The 23,273-nt window shown below is 39.7% G+C and carries 25 protein-coding genes; 21 read left to right on the top strand and 4 right to left on the bottom strand.

Features of this window, described 5'->3' with window-relative positions:
- Positions 1–440 precede the first annotated feature (440 nt).
- The 8 genes from QQK02_RS11370 (at position 441) to QQK02_RS11335 (ending at position 7,874) form a co-directional block, all read left to right on the top strand.
- The gene (locus tag QQK02_RS11370) at positions 441–1,211 is read left to right on the top strand and encodes a DUF3450 domain-containing protein (protein ID WP_284208152.1); all 771 of its coding nucleotides are present in this window, start codon (positions 441–443) and stop codon (positions 1,209–1,211) included.
- 9 nt (positions 1,212–1,220) lie between these two features.
- Positions 1,221–2,588, top strand: a complete 1,368-nt coding sequence (locus QQK02_RS11365; protein ID WP_284208151.1) for a MotA/TolQ/ExbB proton channel family protein — start codon at positions 1,221–1,223, stop codon at positions 2,586–2,588.
- A gap of 3 nt (positions 2,589–2,591) precedes the next feature.
- Positions 2,592–3,119 carry a MotA/TolQ/ExbB proton channel family protein gene (locus QQK02_RS11360; protein WP_284208149.1) on the top strand — a complete coding sequence of 176 codons (528 nt, stop codon included), beginning with the start codon at positions 2,592–2,594 and terminating at the stop codon, positions 3,117–3,119.
- Between the two features lie 34 nt (positions 3,120–3,153).
- Positions 3,154–3,567 carry an ExbD/TolR family protein gene (locus QQK02_RS11355; RefSeq protein WP_193021787.1) on the top strand — a complete coding sequence of 138 codons (414 nt, stop codon included), beginning with the start codon at positions 3,154–3,156 and terminating at the stop codon, positions 3,565–3,567.
- Between the two features lie 2 nt (positions 3,568–3,569).
- Positions 3,570–4,232 (top strand): energy transducer TonB, encoded by a 663-nt coding sequence (locus tag QQK02_RS11350; protein ID WP_284208147.1) that lies wholly within the window; start codon positions 3,570–3,572, stop codon positions 4,230–4,232.
- A 21-nt stretch (positions 4,233–4,253) separates the two neighbouring features.
- Positions 4,254–5,564 carry a tetratricopeptide repeat protein gene (locus QQK02_RS11345; protein WP_284208146.1) on the top strand — a complete coding sequence of 437 codons (1,311 nt, stop codon included), beginning with the start codon at positions 4,254–4,256 and terminating at the stop codon, positions 5,562–5,564.
- Between the two features lie 371 nt (positions 5,565–5,935).
- Positions 5,936–6,334 (top strand): hypothetical protein, encoded by a 399-nt coding sequence (locus QQK02_RS11340; protein ID WP_284208145.1) that lies wholly within the window; start codon positions 5,936–5,938, stop codon positions 6,332–6,334.
- 112 nt (positions 6,335–6,446) lie between these two features.
- Positions 6,447–7,874: a DEAD/DEAH box helicase gene (locus tag QQK02_RS11335; RefSeq protein ID WP_284208143.1), complete on the top strand. Its 1,428-nt coding sequence runs from the start codon at positions 6,447–6,449 to the stop codon at positions 7,872–7,874.
- Between the two features lie 359 nt (positions 7,875–8,233).
- On the opposite strand, the gene cobA is transcribed toward QQK02_RS11335, so the two are convergent.
- The gene (cobA, locus tag QQK02_RS11330; RefSeq protein ID WP_284208142.1) at positions 8,234–9,037 is read right to left on the bottom strand and encodes a uroporphyrinogen-III C-methyltransferase; all 804 of its coding nucleotides are present in this window, start codon (positions 9,035–9,037) and stop codon (positions 8,234–8,236) included.
- Positions 9,038–9,236: 199 nt separating this feature from the next.
- On the opposite strand from cobA, the gene QQK02_RS11325 reads away from it, so the two are divergent.
- Both QQK02_RS11325 and QQK02_RS11320 read left to right on the top strand, forming a co-directional pair.
- Positions 9,237–10,628 (top strand): M28 family metallopeptidase, encoded by a 1,392-nt coding sequence (locus tag QQK02_RS11325; protein ID WP_284208141.1) that lies wholly within the window; start codon positions 9,237–9,239, stop codon positions 10,626–10,628.
- 25 nt (positions 10,629–10,653) lie between these two features.
- Positions 10,654–11,976, top strand: coding sequence for a M24 family metallopeptidase (locus QQK02_RS11320; RefSeq protein ID WP_284208140.1), 1,323 nt, complete (start codon positions 10,654–10,656; stop codon positions 11,974–11,976).
- Positions 11,977–12,066: 90 nt separating this feature from the next.
- Here QQK02_RS11320 and suhB read toward each other — a convergent pair whose 3' ends face one another.
- On the bottom strand, positions 12,067–12,870 hold the full coding sequence (gene suhB, locus QQK02_RS11315; protein WP_284208139.1) for an inositol-1-monophosphatase: 804 nt from the start codon (positions 12,868–12,870) through the stop codon (positions 12,067–12,069).
- A 560-nt stretch (positions 12,871–13,430) separates the two neighbouring features.
- Between suhB and trmJ the strand changes: the two genes are divergently transcribed.
- From trmJ to fdx, 9 genes are all read left to right on the top strand, one after another.
- Positions 13,431–14,177, top strand: a complete 747-nt coding sequence (gene trmJ, locus QQK02_RS11310) for a tRNA (cytosine(32)/uridine(32)-2'-O)-methyltransferase TrmJ (RefSeq protein ID WP_284208137.1) — start codon at positions 13,431–13,433, stop codon at positions 14,175–14,177.
- Positions 14,178–14,194: 17 nt separating this feature from the next.
- Entirely contained in the window at positions 14,195–15,001 is an 807-nt protein-coding gene (gene cysE, locus QQK02_RS11305; RefSeq protein WP_284208136.1) for a serine O-acetyltransferase, read from the top strand.
- A gap of 160 nt (positions 15,002–15,161) precedes the next feature.
- The gene (iscR, locus tag QQK02_RS11300) at positions 15,162–15,665 is read left to right on the top strand and encodes a Fe-S cluster assembly transcriptional regulator IscR (RefSeq protein ID WP_284208135.1); all 504 of its coding nucleotides are present in this window, start codon (positions 15,162–15,164) and stop codon (positions 15,663–15,665) included.
- A 40-nt stretch (positions 15,666–15,705) separates the two neighbouring features.
- The gene (locus tag QQK02_RS11295; protein WP_284208134.1) at positions 15,706–16,920 is read left to right on the top strand and encodes an IscS subfamily cysteine desulfurase; all 1,215 of its coding nucleotides are present in this window, start codon (positions 15,706–15,708) and stop codon (positions 16,918–16,920) included.
- A gap of 28 nt (positions 16,921–16,948) precedes the next feature.
- Positions 16,949–17,341: a Fe-S cluster assembly scaffold IscU gene (iscU, locus tag QQK02_RS11290; protein WP_284208133.1), complete on the top strand. Its 393-nt coding sequence runs from the start codon at positions 16,949–16,951 to the stop codon at positions 17,339–17,341.
- Positions 17,342–17,347: 6 nt separating this feature from the next.
- Complete coding sequence (gene iscA, locus QQK02_RS11285) at positions 17,348–17,671, top strand: iron-sulfur cluster assembly protein IscA (protein WP_284208132.1); 324 nt, start codon at positions 17,348–17,350, stop codon at positions 17,669–17,671.
- Positions 17,672–17,697: 26 nt separating this feature from the next.
- Entirely contained in the window at positions 17,698–18,225 is a 528-nt protein-coding gene (gene hscB / locus QQK02_RS11280) for a co-chaperone HscB (RefSeq protein ID WP_284208131.1), read from the top strand.
- Positions 18,226–18,254: 29 nt separating this feature from the next.
- A complete protein-coding gene (gene hscA / locus QQK02_RS11275) occupies positions 18,255–20,129 on the top strand; it encodes a Fe-S protein assembly chaperone HscA (RefSeq protein WP_284208130.1) in 1,875 nt (624 codons plus the stop codon).
- Between the two features lie 3 nt (positions 20,130–20,132).
- A complete protein-coding gene (gene fdx, locus QQK02_RS11270) occupies positions 20,133–20,471 on the top strand; it encodes an ISC system 2Fe-2S type ferredoxin (RefSeq protein WP_284208129.1) in 339 nt (112 codons plus the stop codon).
- A 136-nt stretch (positions 20,472–20,607) separates the two neighbouring features.
- Here fdx and yiaA read toward each other — a convergent pair whose 3' ends face one another.
- On the bottom strand, positions 20,608–20,997 hold the full coding sequence (gene yiaA, locus QQK02_RS11265) for an inner membrane protein YiaA (RefSeq protein ID WP_284208128.1): 390 nt from the start codon (positions 20,995–20,997) through the stop codon (positions 20,608–20,610).
- Between the two features lie 161 nt (positions 20,998–21,158).
- The gene (locus tag QQK02_RS11260; RefSeq protein ID WP_284208127.1) at positions 21,159–21,896 is read right to left on the bottom strand and encodes a helix-turn-helix domain-containing protein; all 738 of its coding nucleotides are present in this window, start codon (positions 21,894–21,896) and stop codon (positions 21,159–21,161) included.
- 122 nt (positions 21,897–22,018) lie between these two features.
- On the opposite strand from QQK02_RS11260, the gene QQK02_RS11255 reads away from it, so the two are divergent.
- Both QQK02_RS11255 and QQK02_RS11250 read left to right on the top strand, forming a co-directional pair.
- Positions 22,019–22,381, top strand: a complete 363-nt coding sequence (locus QQK02_RS11255; RefSeq protein ID WP_284208126.1) for a hypothetical protein — start codon at positions 22,019–22,021, stop codon at positions 22,379–22,381.
- 40 nt (positions 22,382–22,421) lie between these two features.
- Complete coding sequence (locus QQK02_RS11250; protein ID WP_284208125.1) at positions 22,422–23,195, top strand: DUF2145 domain-containing protein; 774 nt, start codon at positions 22,422–22,424, stop codon at positions 23,193–23,195.
- Positions 23,196–23,273: the final 78 nt, after the last annotated feature.

The following is a 23,273-nucleotide window of genomic DNA, read 5'->3' as shown; positions in this document are numbered from 1 at the left end:
ACCTTCGTCGGTATGACACATAATGGTTGCGCAGTACTATCGTCATTGTGGCGTATTTACATAGTCATTGTGGCGCAGGCCGCAATCTTAATACTCGTGAATGAGATACCGACCTTCGTCGGTATGACGCATGATGGTTCTTTTGGCTTGGCTAGCTAGTCAGTGTGGAACATATACATAGTCATTGTCGCGTATTCGCAGAGCTTCGTCATTGTGGCGAAGGCCGCAATCCCTGTTCTCATTTTATGTCATGTCATAAATCCTTAATTTTTGTCAAAAAATGGTCATATCTTTGTCATTTAATAAAGTTGCAATATAGCTGAAACTTTATTGTCACATTTCACCTTTAGAATTTTGCCCCATAACAAAAGTGCTAAAAACATAACAAATTGTCACGTTTTTGGTTCTTTATTAGCAAAAAAATCAATCTAGGGTTTAATATGAAATTGTCTAAGCTAGCCTTTGCAACAGCATTAATGGGTGCAAGTTGTAGTCTTTCGCTTAATGCAGTTGCTCAGTCGACTGATGTCCAAGACGTTGTAAAAGCGGGTCAAAAAATCAACCAATCTGCTGATATGTCACAAAAGAAAATTGACAAAATTAGCGATCAGATACAAACCAAATTGCAGCAGTTTAAAACCGTTAATAAAGAAATTGATGGTCTTAATGTCTACAACGGTCAAATGCAAAAGCAAATTGATAATCAATTAACTGAATTAAATGACATCGCTACTTCAATGGAGCAGGTCAGCATTATCGAGCGTCAAATTTCTCCTTTGATGGCGCGTATGATTTCAACGTTAGAAGCCTTCGTTTCTCTTGATGTACCTTTCTTACCAGAAGAGCGTGAAAAACGCATCGAAAGCTTAAATTCAATGATGGAACGCGCTGATATTGCCGTTTCAGAAAAGTTTCGTCGTGTATTAGAAGCTTACCAAATAGAAGTAGATTACGGTCGCACAATTGAAGCCTACAGCGGTCTTTTAGACGTTGATGGTCAAGAGCAAAATGTTGAATTTCTTCGCATAGGTCGTATTAGCTTTTTATATCAAACACGTGATGGTTCAAAGCTAGGTTTATGGAATCAAGAAACAAAAGCTTGGGATGATCTTCCTGCTAGTTACCGCAGTGACATAAATAAAGCATTACGTATTGCAAGAAAACAACTTGCACCTGATTTAGTCGTCGTTCCACTTAACGTTAGCGAGTAAGGACATCACATGAAATTCTCAATTAATACCAAAACCTTATTAGCCAGTGTTGCGGCTGCCGCATTTAGTTTATTGGCTCAGGCGAATGATGCTAAAAACCTAGATGAATTGTTAAATCAATTAGCTCAAGGTCAAATTGCTCAAACAGAAGAAAACAAAGCTCGTGAAGCACAGTTTACAGCACGTAAATCTGAGCAAGACGCTATGTTAAAGCAAGCTATTGGCGAGCGTGATGGTCAAATTCAATTAAGTGCCCAACTTGAAAATCAATTCCAAGATAATGAGTTAGCACTTGCTAACCAAACTGATGCATTAAATAAACGTTTAGGTGAACTAAAAGAATTATTTGGTGTGCTTCAGCAAGTGGCTGGCGATACCAAGAGTAAGTTCCAAAATTCAGTGATTTCATCACAAATTTCAGGTCGTGATGTGTTCTTAGATGAGTTTGCTCAATCAATGGGCTCTACGTCGAAATTAGCATCGATTGAAGAAATTGAACGTTTATGGTTCGAACTTCAACGTGAAATGACACAAAGTGGCAAAATCGCAACTTTCGATCGTGAAATTGTTTTAGCTGATGGTACAAAAACTACAACGGCAGTTAAGCGCGTTGGTAGCTTTAACCTAGTAGCCAATGGCAAATATTTAGAATACATCAATGAAACAGATTCAGTTGCTGAATTAATGCGTCAACCGGTTAACCGTTATTTAGATACGGCTTCTACGTTGTCTGATGCCTCAAATGGTCAAGTAGCGTTTGCTTTAGATCCAACCGGTGGTTCAATTTTAAGTTTGTTAATTCAAGCACCTAGTGATCGTGAGCGTGTTGATCAAGGTGGTCCAGTAGGTTATGTGATTTTAGCGATTGGTTTAGTGGGTTTACTTATTGCGATTGAACGCTTTATTTCACTTTTCTTAATTGGTGCAAAAGTTAATCGTCAATTGAAAGCACCTGCTGCTTCTGATGACAACCCGTTAGGGCGTGTATTGATGGTTAAAGAGCAATACCCGAATGCCGATACTGAAACGTTAGAATTAAAACTTTCTGAGTCAATTCTACGTGAAGTACCGAAATTGCAATCACGTTTGACTATCATCAAAATCATCTCTGTTGTTGCGCCACTTATTGGTTTATTAGGTACGGTAACCGGTATGATCAATACCTTCCAGGCAATTACCTTGTTCGGTACAGGTGACCCTAAACTAATGGCTGGCGGTATTTCTCAAGCCCTAGTAACAACGGTTCTTGGTCTTGTTGTGGCAATACCTATGGTGTTTATCTCAACGCTACTAAATACACGTAGTAAAGGCATTATCAATATTTTACAACAGCAAAGTGCTGGCATTATTGCTAATCGTAGCGAGAAGGGAGCATAAATCATGATTGTATTCATCGACATGATGAATAGCATCCGTGAGTTCCTAGATACTGGCGGTCAGGTGTTGACCGTCATAGCTGCAGTTATCGCTTTAATGTGGTTATTGATTTTTGAACGCTTGGTCTTCGTACTTATCGGTTATAAATCAATTAAAAAGCAAACAGTAGATATGTGGTTTGCACGTGATGAACGAAGCTCATGGAATGCCGAGCAAATTCGAGCAGCCACGGTATCAAAGGTTTCGATTGCACTAAACCAAAACATTACTCTGATTCAATCGTTGGTTGTGTTATGTCCATTGCTTGGCCTATTAGGCACGGTAACTGGCATGATTGAAGTCTTTGATGTAATGGCGATTTCAGGTAGTGGCAATGCGCGCTCAATGGCGTCGGGTGTTTCAAGAGCAACAATTCCAACAATGGCTGGCATGGTCGGCAGTTTATCAGGCGTATTTATGGTGACGTATTTCCAACGTTACGCTAAGCGTCAAACGGAATTATTAGAAGATAAATTATTGATGCAACACTAGTTGTTGCATCTACAAAAGAGAAAAGGGCAATAGTATGCGCTCACAATTAGCAAAAGTTATTCACGAAGCGGAAGAAGCAGAAGAAATCAACATGACACCTATGTTGGATGTTGTTTTCATCTTACTTATTTTCTTTATCGTTACAGCGTCATTTGTAAAAGAAGCTGGTATCGATGTTAACCGTCCTGAAGCGGCAACGGCCGTTAAAAAAGAACGCGCTAATATCTTAGTGGCGATCAGTGATAAAGGTGAAATTTGGATCAACAAACGTCGTGTAGATGTTCGTACGGTTCAAGCTAATATAGAACGTTTAAAAGCTGAAAACCCACAAGGTACGGTTGTTATTCAAGCGGATAAAAAAGCAACGACAGACGTATTAGTGAAAGTGATGGATTCAGCACGTGCTGCTGGCGTTTATGACGTGTCAATCGCGGCAGATGAGGCATAACCATGACAACAGCTGTAGAAGTTACGCAACCTAAAGCAAACTTGTTTACACATGCAAGTGCGCGTTATGCCTTAGCGATTGGTTTAGCGGTCAGCGTTACTTTCTTCTTATTGTGGGGGATGCAGGTACTTATAAAAGGTGGTAACGACGTATTAACGGATCCTCCTAAAGGTAACGTACTTGATTTTATTCGCCTAAAACAAGAAGAGACCCCTCAGAAAAAAGAGCGTAAGCCTCAAAAACCGCCTAAGCCACAAACGCCACCGCCTCAAGTTGAGCCTATGCAAATGGCAAAAGCTAACCCAAATGCTAACGCGATCAGCACAAGTTTCACTGCTGATGTGCAAACGGGTAGTGGGTTATCTGGTGGATTAAGTTTAGCGAGCTCTGACGGTGAGTATTTACCTTTATTTAAGGTCGCACCTATATACCCTCGTCGAGCACAATCTCGTGGTATTGAAGGTTATGTGATTTTATCTTTTACAGTAACTAAAAATGGTTCTGTTAAAGATCCTGTAGTGGTTGAAGCTAAGCCAGAGAGTATTTTTGACCGCGCTGCGATAGATGCAGCCCTTAAGTTTAAATATCGTCCACGCGTAGTAGACGGTGAGCCAATGGAAGTTTCTGGCGTACAAAACAAAATAACGTTTGAGATCGACGGTTAGGCGTGGTTTCTTTAGGAGAATATGATGAATAAATTCATGATAAAAAGCCTTTGCGCAAGTGTTCTTTTTTCACTGCCAGTTTTGTCTGATTTTACTGTGTTTGATAAACAGTTAGGTTCAGTTGCCTATGCTGCATCTAAGCAAGAAACAACGAAAGTGCCTGCAATGCGTGATCGTGTTTATACGCAACTTGCTCGTGCTCAAAAGCTAGCAGATGGCGGTGACAAAGCTGCAGGTTTAGAAGTGCTTGAAGCGGTAAAACGTAAAATTGATAGTTTGAATAGTTATGAAAAAGCCATGTTGTGGAATTTTTATGGCTTCATGTATTACGGACAAGAAGATATTCCAAACGCTATTCGTAGCTTTGAAAATGTTGTTGCACAAGAAGCGATTCCTGAAACCTTGCGCGTTGCTACCTTGTATTCATTGGCGCAACTTGCGATGCAAAAACAAGATTTCGCTCAATCATTAGAATTTCTAAAGCAATGGCAAGACGTTAATAACAAGCCGTTGCAAGCCAGTCAGCACATTTTGTTTGCCCAAGTGTATTATCAAAATAAGCAATTTGATGACAGCATTAAGCATATTAATACGGCTGTTACGATGACTGAAGGCAAAAATGAAGTGCCTAAAGAGCACTGGTTAATACTTCAGCGCGCCGCTTTTTATGAACTTAAGCAGCCAGAAAATGTGACTAAAGTTTTAGAGAAGCTGGTTAAGCTATACGAAAAGCCACAATACTGGATTCAACTTGCTGGTATGTACGGTGAAATTGGCCAAGAGAAAAAGCAACTTGGTGCAATGGAAACGGCATGGCAAGCAGGCTACATCACTAAACCTGGTGATATTATGATGTTGGCTCAACTTTACTTATATCAGCAATTGCCTTTCAAAGCAGCTAAAGTGCTTGATGATGCAATTGCTCAAGGTAAAGTTGTACCGCAAGAAAAGCATTACCAATTGATTTCACAAGCTTATATTCAAGCACGTGAAGAACAAAAAGCGATCCCTGTGTTGCAAAAAGCTGCTGAAATAGCTGAACACGGTAAGTTTGATGCGCAATTAGCACAAACCTATTTGAATACAGAAAAATGGCAATTAGCGATAGAGCATGCTGATAAAGCGATTAGTCGTGGTAAGCTTGATAATGACGGTAATATGTTACTCGTATTAGGTATGGCACATTTTAACCTAATGCAGTTTGAACAATCGTTATCGGCATTTGAATTAGCTAAAGACATTAAAAGCACGAAAAAAATGGCTCAGCAATGGTCTAGATATGTCGCTAAAGAACAAAGTTACCAAGAAAAACTTGCGATGCTCAATGATTAGGTAGCCTGTCTTTAATATTGATGAATTCAAGGGTTGATTATCAGCCCTTTTTTATTAGAGTCTGTTGATCTTTCAGTTTGTAACTCTGTTGCCTTGCAAAAGATGAGATTCGCGGCGCTTAAAGTAATGTTTGGTTGTTCCAAATACACTTTAACCAACAAAGAGTATCGCTTTTTCATGTCAACCCAAAGGGCTTTGGCTAATTTTAAACCTAACATCGTTGAAAATCGTTAGGGTAGAACAACTACATTACTCTCTTTTCGCTTGGTTATCTTCAAACTTAGCCTAAAGCAGAGGCTAAAATGAAAGATCATCAGCCCCTAGTGATTATTGCTCTATAATTAACACTATATTAATATCTATGAGTACAGATGTTGACTAGTTTCTTTCCCGCCCACGGCCTATGCCATTACGCTACAGATGATAATATCGTTATCATAGATTCTAATGGGCCATTTAATCTCGAATTTTTCAAAGAAATGCATGCAGATCTCATTCAGTATGTAACGGAGAATGTTGATTACCGAAATTTTGCCATATTGCTTATTATGCGTGGTAATACGTTAGCCTTGCCTGATGGCCTTGCTTACCACGAAGTACATGTAGCTAAGGGCACTGCTAAGGCTATTGCCGTGAACCTTACCCATAGCGATTACGCGAGCACAACAGCAAAACAAATGAAACGCGTTTATGACAAGGCTGGCTTAAAAAACGCGACATTTGAAGATATCAAAGAAGCTAAAAACTGGCTCAATAGCCACTTAGAGTAACGTGTTGGTAGTTGCACAACTTGGCTGCTTCGCGTATTCTTCACGCCCTTTTTACTGTTTCTTATATGATTAATTATGTAAGGGCAGCTATCTTTGCGCTTTAGAGGCATTTATGACATTTTCTTCATTAGGGTTAGCCCCTCAAATTCTTTCTGCATTAGAGGAAAAAGGCTATACCGAACCATCGCCTATTCAAGCACAAGCTATTCCTAAGATCCTTGAGGGAAAAGATGTGATGGCTGCTGCGCAAACCGGTACAGGTAAAACAGCGGGTTTTGTTTTACCAATACTACAGCAACTGCATGATAATAAAGAAAAAATAAAAGTTAGCCATAATCATACAAAGGTACTGATTCTTACGCCAACGCGAGAACTGGCTGCACAAATTAGCGATAATATTGAAACGTATGCTAAACACTTAAAAGTAACAAGCACGGTAGTGTACGGCGGGGTGAAAATTAACCCTCAAATGATGCGATTGAGAAATGGCATTGATATTTTGGTTGCAACGCCGGGTCGTTTGTTAGATCTGTATTCTCAAAATGCGATTAAATTCTCTCAGCTATCGACACTCGTGTTAGATGAAGCTGACCGTATGTTAGATATGGGTTTTATTCGTGATATTGAAAAAATAATAAGACTGCTTCCGAAAAAGCGCCAAAACCTACTGTTCTCGGCAACTTTTTCTCCTGAGATTCGAGAGCTTGCGAAAGGGATCGTGGTTCAACCTTCTGAAATATCAGTAACACCAGAAAACACCACGGCAGATACGATTACCCATTGGTTAGTGCCTGCTGATAAAAAGCGAAAGCCTCAGCTACTTGCTCACTTAATTAAAGAAGAGAATTTGGATCAGGTATTGGTGTTCAGTCGCACCAAACACGGCGCCAATAAACTGGTTAAATTTTTAGATAGTCAAGACATTGAAGCGCTTGCTATTCATGGCAATAAAAGTCAGGGCGCGCGAAACAGAGCATTACAGTCCTTCAAAGACAAAACGATTAAAGTGTTAGTAGCAACCGATATTGCGTCTCGTGGTATTGATATCAGCCAATTACCAATCGTTGTTAATTTTGATTTGCCTAATGTTCAAGAAGATTATGTTCACCGTATTGGACGAACGGGAAGAGCAGGTGTTGATGGGCAGGCTATCTCATTGGTTAGTGCTGATGAAATTGATCAATTACAAGATATTGAATATGTGATTCAACAACATATTGAACGTCGTGATATTGCTGGTTTTACGCCTCATAACCCTTTACCTGAGTCGCGTGCGATAAGACCTTATAAAAAGAAAAAGCCAAAGAAACCAAAAAAGAAAGTTGTTGAACAACGTTCGGGTAAGCAAGGCGATAAGCCAAGTCGCTCTTCTAATCATGATAAAAGCCATGCAGGCAAAGGGCCAAAGAAACCTAATCAAAGCAACCGTAATAAACGTCATACTACGTCGGATAGCAAACAGCCGGCTAAAGGTCGTCACTCGCCTAATAAATCTCGCCACTCTTCAAGCAACAAGCCGAAGAGTAATACGAGTAATTAACCTTACTTTGCTAATGTCAGCGCGCTGAGTTCTACTTTAAAATGAACTTGGCATGCCAATTTAAGTGAATTCACCTTTTTGTGAACTTGCACAAAAATTAGTCGGTCAATTTCTGTAAACTTCCGCCCTCTTAACGTTGTATTAAAAGAGGAGTAAGTTGGCAGATATCAGCTCTCCTAGAACCGAGTAGCAGAACCTTGTGGAAGGTCACGTTAGTTTGTAAAGCATGGCGTTGAAAGGAAATGAGAGGGCAAGCTCTTATAAACTCAGTGCTAAACCAGGTCTTGGTAGTGTTTGAGTTGGTCTGGCGCTAATTTCTGCTGTGATTTATCGATTTAGGCCAATTATATGAAGCGCTGCTACGGTGTTAAATAGCCTAAGCCGTTTAAGTGATTACTATCGAAGGTATTAACTACGTCACCGATCATAATCAAGGTTGGTGGTTTTACTTGGTGCTTTTCAACCAGCTCAACCAAATTGTCTAATCTCCCTTTGAACACCTGCTGATCAGGTTGTGTTCCTTTTCTAATAAGCGCCGCTGGCGTTGATAAATCGCGACCTGCTTTGTGTAATTGCTCAATGATGATCGGTAAACTTTTTACACCCATATAAAAAACAACCGTTTGTTGTTTATCGTTAAGTGTTTGCCATGGAAGATCTAGCTCGCCATTTTCTTGGACATGACCGGTAATAAATGTACATGATCGGGCAACTTTTCGATGGGTCAACGGAATACCGACATAACTTGAGCAGGCTGATGCAGCTGTCATGCCTGGCACAATATGACAAGCTACTTGGTTTGCTAAACAAAACTGTGCTTCTTCACCGCCTCGACCAAAAACAAAAGGGTCACCACCTTTTAATCGAACGACACGTTTATTTTGTTTTGCATAGTCAACCAGCAATTGATTGATACCTTGCTGTGGAACACGATGTTCCGATTGCTTTTTACCAACATAAACGCGTTCAGCATCATTAGGCACTAGTGCCATGATTTCATCGCTGACTAAGCGATCATAGATGGCAACTTCTGCCTGTGAAATAAAACGAAAGGCTTGCAAGGTTAAAAGGTCTACATCGCCAGGGCCTGCACCAACGAGGGCAACTTCACCAGCAACAAAAGCTTGCTTGTGTGGAGCATCAGGAAGTGGCATTGGTGACATAAGAACCTCGAGTTAACATAGTAGAGTTTTCATTCTAATAAAACTTAATATAACCATAAAGTATTTCTTTTGCACTACTTATTCTTAAATGAAATAGTTGTTGAAAGTTTTACAATGAGTTCACACACAAGCTATGGCAGGTTTTTCATCGACTTGCTACTCTCTTAGCGGAAAAATAAATATAACGAAGAGAACCTACATGTCAGCAAAACCAGTATTTTCTGTTAGCTACGCCTTGTTAACAGCAACATTTTTATCTTCTTTTTCAGCCTCTGCTCTTGTTGTTCCTCCTTCCGAACAAGCTGTTTTAAGAGACATTCAACGCGCCGTTAGTAGTGAACGTTTGAAAAGCGATGTCACTAAATTGGTGAGTTTTGGCACACGCCATACATTATCTGAAACGGAATCTGATACACAGGGTATCGGTGCTTCACGCCGCTGGATAAAAAGTGAATTTGATAAAATTTCTGCGCAATGCGGTGGTTGTTTAGAAGTTGTTTATCAACGCAAAACCTTTTCAGGCGAAAAGCGTATTCCTGAACCAACGGAAGTCGTTAATGTCGTTGCTATTCAGCGCGGTAGTGTTGATCCAAATCGTTATATTGTGATGTCTGGCGACATTGATTCACGGGTGAGTGATCCACTAGATTTTACCTCTTTATCACCAGGTGCAAACGATAATGCATCGGGATTAGCAGGTGTTATAGAAGCTGCACGGGTATTATCACAGTACAAATTCGATGGCACTGTTGTTTACGCTGCGCTTGCTGGTGAAGAGCAAGGGTTATTTGGTGGTAAAATCATGGCTGAAATTGCACTAGCAGAAAACTGGCGAGTAGAAGGTGTTATTAATAACGATATGATAGGAAACATTGCAGGGATTAATGGCGTGATCAACAACACAACTGCTCGTGTTTTTTCCGAAGGTGTCCGTTATGTTGAAACCGCTAAGGAGGCTAGATTAAGACGCTTCACAGGTGGTGAAGTTGATTCACCGTCTCGAAATCTAGCCCGCTATATTGATGTAGTCGCCGATAAATATATCCCTAATTTAGACACCATGATGGTATATCGTTTAGATAGATTTGGTCGAGGTGGTCATCACCGTCCTTTTAATGAAGTCGGCTTTCCAGCAGTGCGCATCATGGAAACCAATGAACATTATGATAGACAGCATCAAGATATTAGAACTGAAAACGGACACGAATATGGTGATGTCTTATCAGGTGTCGATTTTGCCTTTAATGCAAAGCTCACTTCATTAAATGCTGTGAGCCTTGCTTCTATAGCTTGGGCGCCGGCACCACCTGCGAATGTGACGATTAAAGGCGCGGTACAACCATCAACAACATTGAGCTGGCAAAAATTAGCGGGCGAGCAAGCTAAAAACCTTGCTGGTTATCGCATCCATTGGCGTTTAACAACTGAACCTACGTGGACAAAAAGCCAATATGTTGGCAATGTCGATAGCTTCACGTTAGAGAATATTGTCATTGATAATTACTTTTTTGGGGTTAGTAGTGTGTCGAAAGATGGCTTCGAATCACCAGTTGTATTTCCTGGGCCGGCTGGTTCATTTGGCGGCTATTAATCATTAGTACAGACAAGGAGGCAGAATGTTCTATCGAATCGCAATCACGTTTATTTTAGCTATATATAGTGTTGAATCGCTTGCTCAGTGGCAACCTTTACCTTTGCGGGAACGCGCAGCAGTTATAGATAACATTACTGAGCAGCGAATTAAGCAGTTATTACCCAAGTTAATGGATAAACATGGTGTTGATATGTGGCTCATTATTTCTCGCGAATATAATGAAGACCCAATTATTAAAACACTGTTACCGGCGACATGGCACTCTGCTCGTCGTAGAACCATTTTAGCATTTGTGAATACGCCAAATGAAGGTGTCAAGGCACTGGCTATTGCACCATACAAAGTAGGGAACAGTTTTGAAAGGGCATGGGATAAAGCCAAACAGCCTGATCAGTGGCAAGCGCTTGTAGATATCATCAATCAATATCAGCCGAAGAATATAGCGCTTAATGAATCAGAATTTTGGGGGCACGCAGATGGTTTAGTGATCACAGATAAACGCGAACTAATCGATGCTTTGCCGCAAAAATACCATCATCGTTTAGTTAGTGCAGAGCCACTTGCCATAGCATGGCTTGAAACAAGAATAGCGCCTGAATTAGATATTATGGAAAATCTTGTTGCTCAAGCACATCGAATAATTGCTGAGGGTTTCTCTAGTGATGTTATTGAGATAGGCAAAACGACGACTGAAGATATGCAATGGTGGTTTAGAGAGAAAGTTTTAGCGATAAATTTACAAACTTGGTTTCACCCATCAGTTGCCATTCAACGCAGCGATAATGTGAAGTTTGATCATGAAGATAGTTTTACCAATGGTTATGGCGATCAAATTATCCAGCAAGGCGACTTACTGCATGTTGATTTTGGCTTAACCTATTTAAGACTCAATACTGATACTCAGCAGCATGCCTATGTTTTACAAAAGGGTGAAACGCAAGCACCTAATTATTTAACCAATGCTCTGCAAAAAGGCAATTTACTGCAAGATATTTTTACTAATGAGTTTACTAAAGGGCGAACAGGTAATGCAGTACTTAAATCGTCTCTAGAAAAAGCCAAAGCTAAAGGGTTAAAGCCAACGATTTATTCACATCCTTTGGGCTATCATGGCCATGGTGCAGGCACAACGTTAGGTATGTGGGATCAGCAACAAGGAGTGCGAGGTACCGGTGATCATCCGCTTCATTACAACACCGCGTATTCTATTGAATTAAATAACGCGATTTATATAAACGCTTGGCAGAAAGAAATTCGCATAATGTTAGAAGAAGATGCCTATTTTGATGAACGTGGTATTCGTTATTTTGATGGCCGCCAAACAGAGTTGCTTTTAGTTAAGTAACCTTCATTAACGATGAGTTTTAAAATAATCGGCAATAAAAAAGGGTCAGCGTAAATATTACGCTGACCCTTTTTTTTAAATTAAGAGGTTTTACTTTTTCATCGCATCGGTAAGGTGAGGACGAATATCAGCAACCATTTCTTTTAACACTTTAGGACTTGCAGCCACAATGTTACCTGATTGCGAGTGATTCAAACCACCATTAACGTCAGTAACTAAACCACCAGCCTCAACAACAAGTAGTTCACCTGCTGCGGTATCCCAAGGTTTTAAACCAAATTCAAAATAACCGTCAACTCGACCTGCAGCAACATAAGCTAAATCTAAAGCTGCACTGCCAGCGCGGCGCATGTCTGCACTTTTGACAAATATTGTTTTGAACATTTCCATATAGTTATCTAAATGGAATTTTTGCTTGAATGGGAAGCCTGTTGCTACGATAGCACCAGTTAACTCTTTTGAGTTTTTAACGCGGATACGGAAACCATTTAGCTGAGCACCTTTACCACGGCTAGCTGTAAATAGCTCACCACGAATCGGATCAAACACTACGGCTTGGTCTATTTTGCCTTTTACTTTTAATGCAATTGACACTGCAAAGTGAGGAATGCCTTTTACAAAGTTAGTTGTGCCATCTAATGGATCGATAACCCATTGAAAGTCTTTATCTTCGCCATCAATAACACCACATTCTTCACTCACAATAGAGTGTTTTGGGTAGGCTTTTGAGATAATTTCAATAATTGCTTCTTCAGCGGCTTTATCAACATTAGTAACAAAGTCATTTAACCCTTTCGATGTTACTTCAATTTTATCTTGTTGTTCGAAAGCACGAACAATCACATTTCCCGCAGCGCGCGCAGCACGTACAGCAATATTTAGCATCGGATGCATAATAATCACCTATAAATTTGTAAAACAGCATGTAAAAGAACAACGCAATTACGCTCAAATGCAATCAGCAGTGACGTAAGCGGCGCGCATTGTAGCAAAAAGTTTAGCGCTAAGCGACAACGAAATTGTAATCAAAGGGTATTAAATTCATTTATTTGACAGATTCTTATAAGTAAATCAACTAATTCAGAATGAAAGACCATAGCGAAAACGATGTAAATCGGGTGCTTTTTTTTCACAACAGCGGTAATGTTCTGTGTTAAAAGATACCAAACCCAATAAGTTTTTTCGTACTCAGCGAGAATTTAAAGGCTTTTAGGCAAGGCGGAACTTGTAGAGAATGGTTGTCCCTTGTCAATAGCTATAACGCAGTATAAAAGTCCTTGAAACTCGCCCTTGGGAGCTCATCACAGAAACATTAACTGCCCTAAATTTAATTAACGTAGAGTAACTATGTTAAAGAAATTTATGTTGTTACTACTCCTGTGACATAGCTCTGAGCGGTGTAAAAACCTAATGGGTTTGGTATACTGCAATTTTAGCCATCTAGATAGTTATAAATGTCAAATTCATTATTAGATTCAGTGCGTATCGTTTTAGTTAATACCTCGGATTGTCGAAATATCGGTTCAGCGGCCCGCGCGATGAAAACCATGGGATTAAAAAACTTAGTATTAGTTGATCCTATTGAAATGCCAAATGGCCAGGCACAAGCCTTAGCTGCAGGCGCTACTGACGTACTAGCCGATTTAACGGTAGTTGATACGTTAGAAGAAGCAGTAAAAGATTGTGGCCTCGTGGTAGGTACGAGCGCACGCTCTCGAACATTGCCATGGCCCATGCTTGAGCCACGTAGTTGTGGTGAAAAGATGATTGAAGAAGCGCCTGAGTATCCGGTAGCACTCGTTTTTGGCCGTGAAAGTTCTGGTCTAACAAATGATGAATTACAACTTTGTCATTTCCACGTCCAAATTCCAGCTAATCCTGAATATAGCTCATTGAATTTGGCGATGGCAGTACAAACATTAAGTTATGAAGTGCGCATGGCGTTCTTGGCTAAAGAAAATGCTAAATACGTTGAAAAAGACGATGTCGAATATCCTGTGGTTGACGAAACCGAGCGCATGTTTGAACATTTTGAAAAGGCATTAAAAGCAACAGGCTTTATTGTGCCAAGTCATCCTGGTTTAGTGATGACTAAGCTTCGTCGCTTTTTAAATAGAGCACGTCCAGATGTTAAAGAAGTAAAGATGATGCGTGGCATCTTAGCGTCTGTTGAAAAAGCTGCAAAGAAAAACGAATCGTAAATTAATAAGGAAAAATTATGTTTAGTCGTATCAAAGAAGATATTAATAGTGTCTTTGATAGAGATCCCGCTGCTAGAACCGTATTTGAGGTATTAACCAACTATCCGGGTCTTCACGCTGTTTGGTGTCATCGACTAAGTCATAAACTATGGAAGTATAATCTTAAGTGGTTAGCCCGCACGTTTTCTACCGTTGCTCGTTGGCTAACTGGCGTTGAGATTCATCCTGGTGCTACCATCGGCCGTCGCTTTTTTATTGACCATGGTATGGGAGTGGTTATCGGTGGCACCGCTGAAATTGGTGATGATGTCACGTTATACCAAGGTGTTACGTTAGGTGGTACAAGTTGGAAAGCAGGTAAACGCCACCCAACGTTATGCAATAATGTTGTTATTGGCGCTGGTGCGCAAGTTTTAGGTCCTATTACTATTGGTGAAGGCGGTAAAGTGGGATCTAATTCTGTTGTTGTTAAGGATGTACCAGCTAACATGACGGCGGTTGGTATACCTGGAAAAATTGTAAACCCACATAAAGATCAGCAAACAAAGCAACGTGAACAAGCAGCTGAGAAATTTGGTTTCGATGCTTACGCCGTATCGGCGGAAAACCCTGATCCTGTTGCTAAAGCCATTGGTCGAATGCTTGATCATATGCACCTAATGGATGGTAAAGTGTCATCACTATGCGAAGAAATTAATCGTTTAGGTGGTGACGTATGCTCTGAAGCATTACCTGAATTGCGAGTCGGTGAATTTGTTGAAGATGAACAAAAAGCAGCAGAGCGTCGTCGTAAAATTGTTGACGAGTTTGATCCTCAAATCTAGTTCAACTAGGTTATATCAAAAAATAATACTTGATTAAATTACTCAGGTATTGACCTTTCCTGAAATGACACTTAAAATACCTGAGTAATTTACTCAGGTATTTGTTTGACTAATTTACTAGGATATATATAATTGCGCGGCAAATTATTTAAGGCACATTATGAAACTGACTTCTAAAGGGCGTTACGCCGTTACAGCAATGCTAGATGTAGCGATTCACGCATCATCTGGACCTGTACCTTTGGCGGATATTTCTGAACGTCAAGGTATTTCATTATCCTATTTAGAGCAGTTGTTTTCTCGCTTGAGAAAACATGGACTGGTAAACAGCGTCAGAGGACCTGGTGGTGGCTATAAGTTGGGTAAATGCTCGGCACAAATAGCTGTAGCCGATGTGATTAGTGCAGTCGATGAAAGTGTTGACGCAACCAAATGCCTAGGACAAGGCAATTGCCAAGGTGGCAATCAGTGTTTAACACATACCCTATGGTCAGATTTAAGTAATCGCATCGAAGAATTTTTACAAGGCATTTCTTTGTCAGAGCTCGTAGAACAAAGAGATGTTAAAACGGTTTCAAAACGACAAGATGAGCAATACGGCCAAGCAGCCGATACTGCGCACAAAACTGTTATTGAAACAAAAAATATTATTCACAATTGGTAATCGTTACCAACGTGAACGTTAGTTTGGAGAAAGTTAGTCAATGAAGCTTCCTATTTATCTTGATTATTCAGCAACCACGCCTGTTGATAAACGCGTTGCTGAAAAAATGATGCAGTACATGACCACCGATGGGTTCTATGGTAACCCGGCTTCTCGTTCTCATAAGTTTGGTTGGCAAGCTGAAGAAGCTGTTGATGTTGCGCGTAATCAAATCGCCGATTTAATCAACGCTGACCCGCGTGAAATCGTTATTACATCTGGTGCTACTGAATCAGACAACTTAGCGATTAAAGGTGCGGCAAACTTCTACAGTAAGAAAGGTAAGCATATTATTACGTCAAAAACCGAACACAAAGCGGTTTTAGATACTTGTCGTGAATTAGAACGTCAAGGTTTTGAAGTGACCTACCTAGATCCTAAGCCAAATGGTTTAATTGATTTAGCTGAGCTCGAAGCAGCAATGCGTGAAGATACAGTTGTTGTGTCTATTATGCATCTAAATAACGAAATTGGTGTTATTCAAGACATCGATGCTATCGGCGAATTATGTCGTAGCCGAAAAATTGTCTTCCATGTTGATGCAGCGCAATCAGTCGGTAAAATCCCTGTTGATGTTCAGGCGACTAAAGTAGATTTGCTGTCTATGTCTGCACATAAAATGTATGGCCCTAAAGGTATTGGTGCTTTATACGTGCGTCGTAAACCGCGTATTCGTTTAGAATCTCAAATGCATGGTGGCGGACATGAACGCGGCATGCGCAGTGGTACATTAGCTACACATCAAATTGTTGGTTTTGGTGAAGCTTGTCGTATTGCTAAAGAAGAAATGGCGCAAGATATAGAACATGTCACAGCAATGCGTGATCGTTTATGGAATGGCATTAAAGACATGGACCAAGTTTTTGTTAACGGTGACTTTAATCAACGTTATGCAGGTAACTTAAATGTTAGCTTTAACTTTGTTGAAGGTGAATCATTGATTATGGCGCTTAAAGATTTAGCGGTATCTTCAGGTTCAGCTTGTACATCAGCGAGTTTAGAACCGTCATACGTATTGCGTGCACTAGGTTTAAATGATGAATTGGCACACAGTTCAATTCGTTTTAGTTTCGGTCGATTCACGACAGAAGAAGAAATTGATTATGCAATCGACTTAATTCAACGCTCTATTGGTCATTTACGTGAAATGTCACCACTTTGGGAAATGTTCCAAGATGGTGTTGATTTAGAGTCTGTAGAGTGGGTAGCGCACTAGCCAAAGGCTGTGCTTCGAGGAGAATATTATGGCGTATAGCGAAAAAGTAATAGATCATTATGAGAACCCACGTAACGTTGGTTCTATGGATAAAAACGATCCACAAGTAGCAACAGGTATGGTTGGTGCTCCTGCATGTGGTGATGTGATGAAGCTTCAATTAAAAATTACCGACGAAGGTATTATTGAAGACGCAAAATTTAAAACCTATGGTTGTGGTAGTGCGATCGCCTCTAGCTCACTTGTTACTGAGTGGGTTAAAGGTAAGTCGATTGAAGAAGCGGCAGAAATTAAGAATACTGACATTTCTGAAGAATTAGCTTTACCACCAGTGAAAATTCACTGTTCAATTCTTGCTGAAGATGCAATTAAAGCAGCGATTGAAGATTACCAAGCTAAACAAGATACACAAAAAGGTTAAGCTAAGATGGCAGTAACCATGACACCCGCAGCAGCAGAGCGGGTTCAAACATTTATGACAAACCGAGGCAAGGGCCTTGGTTTGCGTTTAGGTATAAAAACAACTGGCTGTTCAGGCCTAGCCTACGTGCTTGAGTTTGTTGATGACCTAAATGAAGATGACGAACTTTTCACCATTGACGGCGTTAATATTATTATTGATGCGAAAAGTTTAGTTTACCTTTCAGGTACTGAATTAGACTTTGTTAAAGAAGGTTTAAACGAAGGTTTTAAATTCACCAATCCAAACGCAAAAGGCGAGTGTGGTTGCGGTGAAAGCTTCAACGTATAATCAGCTATTTGAATCGCGGAGTTAGCTTGAATTATTATGAATTGTTTGGTTTAGAGCCAAACTTTAACGTTGATGAAAAACAGCTTTCTGATGTTTTTCAACGCCTACAAAAATCTATGCACCCAGATAGATTTGCTCATGCTTCTAGTCAAGAGCAATTGTTAGCGGTGCAAAAATCTTCCATGATCAATGACGCCTATCAAACCTTAAAAACACCGCTAAAGCGTGCTCAATATATGCTTGAGTTGCGTGGTGTTGATATGCCAGATGAACAAAGCACTGTTAAAGATACGATGTTCTTGATGCGTCAAATGGAATTGCGTGAATTACTCGATGATGTTAAACACGCCGCTAATCCTGATGATGCTTTATTTGCCGCTAGCCAAGAGCTAGATAGCGAATATCAATCGCTTTTTAGTGAGTTACAAGTACAATTAGCGCAGCAAAATGATGACGCAAATATGGCAGCATCTGAGCACTTACGTAAGTTAAAATTTTATCAAAAACTACAGATTGAACTTGATCGCATTGAAGATCAGTTATTTGAACTGTAAATTTTTCAATCTAGTTAAAGAGCCCCATTATGGCCTTATTACAAATTGCTGAACCAGGTCAAAGTACCGTTCCTCATGAGCACCGTTTAGCGGCCGGTATTGATTTAGGCACAACTAACTCTTTAGTAGCTAGTGTGCAAAGTGGACTACCAAAAACACTTTCTGACGAGCAGGGTAATGATATTGTTCCGTCAATAGTAAGTTATCAAGAGAGCGGTACTCTAGTCGGTGACGAAGCTCATCAAGTGAGTGTGTCAGATCCTCAAAATACCATTGTATCGGCTAAACGATTAATAGGCCGCAGCTTAAGCGATATCCAAGCGAAATACCCTTCATTACCTTATCATTTTGCAGGTCAAGAAAATCACCCAACGCTACTTACGCGTGCAGGTGAAGTTGATCCGGTGCAAGTCTCTAGTGAAATCTTAAAAAACTTAGCCGCGCGCGCAGAAAAATCGTTAGGTGGCGAGCTAGAAGGTGTCGTGATTACGGTACCAGCATATTTTGATGATGCACAACGACAAAGCACAAAAGATGCGGCAAAACTTGCTGGCTTAAATGTTTTACGTTTGTTAAATGAGCCTACTGCAGCAGCTGTAGCTTATGGTTTAGATACTGCGCATGAAGGTCATACTGACGGCGTTATTGCTGTTTATGATTTAGGTGGTGGTACGTTTGATATTTCAATACTACGTCTTAATAAAGGTGTTTTTGAAGTACTTGCGACGGGCGGTGATTCGGCATTAGGTGGTGACGATTTTGATGTTGCACTTGCTGAGCACTTAATTGAGCAAGCTGGTTTGACTCGACCATTGTCGCCACAAATAGAACGCCAGTTAGCTGTGCGTTCAAGAGAATTAAAAGAAGCCCTAACGTTAAGCGACGTTGCAACTGTTGAGCTATCTCTTGATGACAATAAAACCTGGCAAGGTGAAGTCTCAAAATCAACCTTTGAAACATTAATTTCATCGTTAGTGACGAAAACCCTTAGAGCATGTCGACGAGCATTGAAAGATGCAGGTTTATCAACCGACATGGTAGAAGAAGTGGTGATGGTTGGTGGCTCTACACGTGTACCTATGGTGCGCGCAGAAGTAGAAAAGTATTTTAATAAAACGCCACTGACTTCGATAGATCCAGACAAAGTTGTCGCAATTGGCGCGGCAATTCAAGCTGATGTGTTAGTTGGCAACAAGCCAGATTCAGACATGTTATTGCTTGATGTCATTCCATTGTCGTTGGGCCTTGAAACGATGGGCGGTTTGGTAGAAAAAGTGATTGAACGTAATACCACCATCCCAGTTGCTAAAGCACAAGAATTTACCACTTTTAAAGATGGTCAAACAGCAATGGCTGTTCACGTATTACAAGGTGAGCGAGAATTAGTTGATGATTGTCGATCATTAGCACGATTTGAATTACGAGATATTCCACCAATGGCCGCTGGCGCAGCCCATATTCGCGTAACCTTTAAGGTTGATGCCGATGGTTTACTTGAAGTGAGCGCTATGGAAAAATCAACGGGTGTTGAATCATCTATCGTTGTTAAACCATCATTTGGTTTAGAAGAAACTCAAATCGCGCAGATGCTAAAAGACTCAATGTCTAATGCTAAAGCTGATATTGAAGCACGTATGCTTAAAGAGCAACAAGTTGAAGCAGCACGCGTTATTGAAGCGTTAGAGTCAGCATTAGCTGTAGACGCTCATTTACTTTCTGAGCAAGAGCTAAGCACTATTAAACACGCAATTAGTCAATTAGCTGAAACTAGCCAAAATGGTGATACTGATGCTATTGAAGCTGCAATTGAACACGTTAACCAACAAACGGCAGCATTTGCTGAGCGCCGTATGGACTCATCAATAAAAACGGCTTTATCAGGCCATTCAGTCGACGAGATTTAAACTATGCCACAAATTATATTTTTACCAAATGAAGACCTTTGCCCAGAAGGTGCAGTAGTTCAAGCCGAAAAAGGTGAAAGCCTATTAGATGTTGCACTTAAGAATGACATTCATGTTGAACATGCCTGTGAAAAAGTGTGTGCGTGTACAACTTGCCATATGATTGTCCGTGAAGGTTTTGATTCTATCGAAGAAAGTGACGAGTTAGAAGATGACATGTTAGACAAAGCATGGGGCTTAGAGCCAGAATCACGTTTAGGTTGCCAAGCAATTATTGAAGACGAAGATTTGGTCGTAGAAATTCCAAAATATACTGTAAACATGGTCTCTGAAAACCATTAGTTTTTTTAAGGTTTCTGAGTGTTTAAAGGGTAATAACAACTGTGTTATTACCCTTTTTTGTTAGTCGATTAACGTAAAAAGCTCAGTGCTTACTATTAACACTGAGCTTAGCAATACTAATGAGTTCTTTTATTGTCTAGGCGCTTTGGCTATCCCTTACATTTTTCTGTACGGTAATTGCTGCAAAGCCACTTAGCAAATATGCCATCGCGTAGAAACCTTTTTCGCTTAACAGTAATTCTGCATTTATTAATCCGATTGCTAGCAAAGCGATTGCTGTCCCTGAAGATACCCAGCACATAATACTGTAGGCTTTTGATATCTTTAGGCCTTCTAATTTATCCCTGACATTTTTTTGCAATGATACAAAGGAAAATAAACCAAAAATTAAAATGGCAAAATAGTAACCTTTTTCATTTAATTCCATGGTGGCATTACTCAAGCCTATGACAAATGCTGTCGTTCCTGCGATTAACATGGCAATACAAGTTAACGTGAATGCTTTCGTTGGTTTATTGTTCATCATTTTTCCTTAAATATGCTTAATTGAAATCTCTGTTCTTTCGAGAGCCAGTATTAAATTAAGGATGTTATATGTAAACCACGTTATTAAAAGGCGTAACTTTTTAAACTAAAAGTATATTAATTATATGCTTTTCTTTGTTTTTGGATTGAGTCGTACGAGTATTACTTCGTTCTTCTAAACTGCTCAAATAGCGAAGGCTCCCATGGTCGCATAGCGAATAGCATGCCCATATGAATACGTTGCTCAAGTGGCAAACTGCTATCTTCAATGTTTAGTTCAGCAGCTTCTTTTGTTATTTGATTAAGTTTACGTTGAATAATACCGATAGACGTTTTTGAATATCTGCCACGTAAATAAAACCTAAAACAATCATCAGAATCAAAACTACTTGCCATAAAACGGTTTAATACTTCTTTCTCCATAAAGCGTTCAAGAGGGCCATTTTTAATCCACCTGAAATCTTGTGCTATGAGTAATTTGTAATTGTTGTTAGGTAAAAGTTGAATTAATTTTATTTTATCGAGCTTTGCCATTAGTTGAATACATTCATGTAAATCAATGTCGTAGTGTTCAATGATTTCTTCAAACGCCCAATAGTCTCTTACGCATACTGCGATTAGCAATAACTTGGGGTTTTCTATCAGTTCCTGTTCTTGTTCAAGCGTTAATTCCGTTAATTGTTGTTGTTGTTTTTCAGATAATGAAAACAGATCTGATAATGTAAGGTTTATTATCTGACAAATTTGCTCTAAACGCTCTAGTGAAAAACTATTGGTGGCAAATACTCGTTTTATATTTGCTTCACTCATCTCGAGTTTTCCAGCAATCATTCGATAAGTGACTTTGTGCTGCTTCAACAATTGCTTCAATGTATTCGTCGTTTGCTTAATCTGGCTCATATAATGCTTATTGGTATCATTTTTTAATACTTTAAGTTCTTTCTGTTAATACATCAAACACTTTAGTTTACACATTGAATACATCTATCTACTTTGATTAGTAACTCAACTGTTAAGGAAATATGATGAAAACGATTACCTATGTTAGCTGTATTAGTGTGTTATTAGCTTCTTTTTCGAGCTTTGCAGAGCCGTCCTCTGAACATGTAAGCAAGGCAAGTAAGCATTCTGCATTGGCTGTAGCGCACGGCGCAGCGGGCAGTGTTCAAGTAGCTAGTGGTGTGGTTGCGGTTCCATTGCTTGTTGCAGGCAGTGTTGCTGTAAGTGTTGGCGAAGCAAGTATCGATATGGGAAAAGATATGTCAAAAGTTGCATCGCATAGCCCAAGCCAGAACAAGGATAAAAAGGTCGTTGAATTAGAAGTTACTGAAATTACAATTACCGTAGATCGCTCTCCTGCACAAGCTATGGAAAAAGACCAATAAATTTACAGCATTACTTTCACAAGGTAAAAGGAGTTATAAGATGAAAAAATTATTCGTAATGGCGATATTATGTTTAATGTCAACGTTTGCTATCGCTGGCAGTAATCAAGCAACTGAAACCAAGTTTAGTCCAGAAGTAGTGGCTGACTTTGCAAAGCGTGTTGAGAAATACGCAGCAAAAAACGGTGCTAGGGCGTTTATTATTGCACGCGTTGGTCAGCCTCAAGCTAAACTGCCCAAAGGTATTGAATTTACTCATACAGCTATCGCAATATATTCTGAAATTACGTTAGCTAATGGTGATAAGGCAAAAGGTTATGCAATACATAACCTTTATCAGCAGGCTAAAGACAGCAGTGTAAGCTCTCTTGTGACTGATTACCCCGTCGACTTTTTTTGGGGAGTACATGAATTGAAAGCGGGTATTATTATTCCAACCCCTGAGCTTCAAGATAAGATCATTGACGTTATTGCTAACGGTAAAAACAAAACATTGCACAATGCTAATTATTCATTAGTTGCAAACCCATATAATGCTAAATATCAAAACTGTACCGAGCATACCTTAGATATTATTAATGCAGCGATTTATCAAACGACTGATATACGTCAGTTAAAAGCAAATACACAAGCATACTTTGAAGCGCAACCCGTGCATGTTAGTCGCTTTAAATTATCAATGGGTAGCCTTTTTTCTGACAGTGTTAGTCTTAAAGATCATCAAGGTAAGGTTGTTACAACTTCGTTTGGCTCTATTGCAAATTATTTAGAAAAATATGATTTATCTTCAACAAAGTATATTTTTAAGTCTTAAATAACAGATTCGGCAAAAAGCAACGAGTAAAGCAATGTAATACATTGCTTTACTTTTTTAGCATCTATTTTGAATCAT

It is taken from the genome of Thalassotalea eurytherma (genome assembly GCF_030161415.1).
GTDB lineage: Bacteria > Pseudomonadota > Gammaproteobacteria > Enterobacterales > Alteromonadaceae > Thalassotalea_G > Thalassotalea_G eurytherma.
This window is presented reverse-complemented; position numbering and strand designations above follow the sequence as displayed.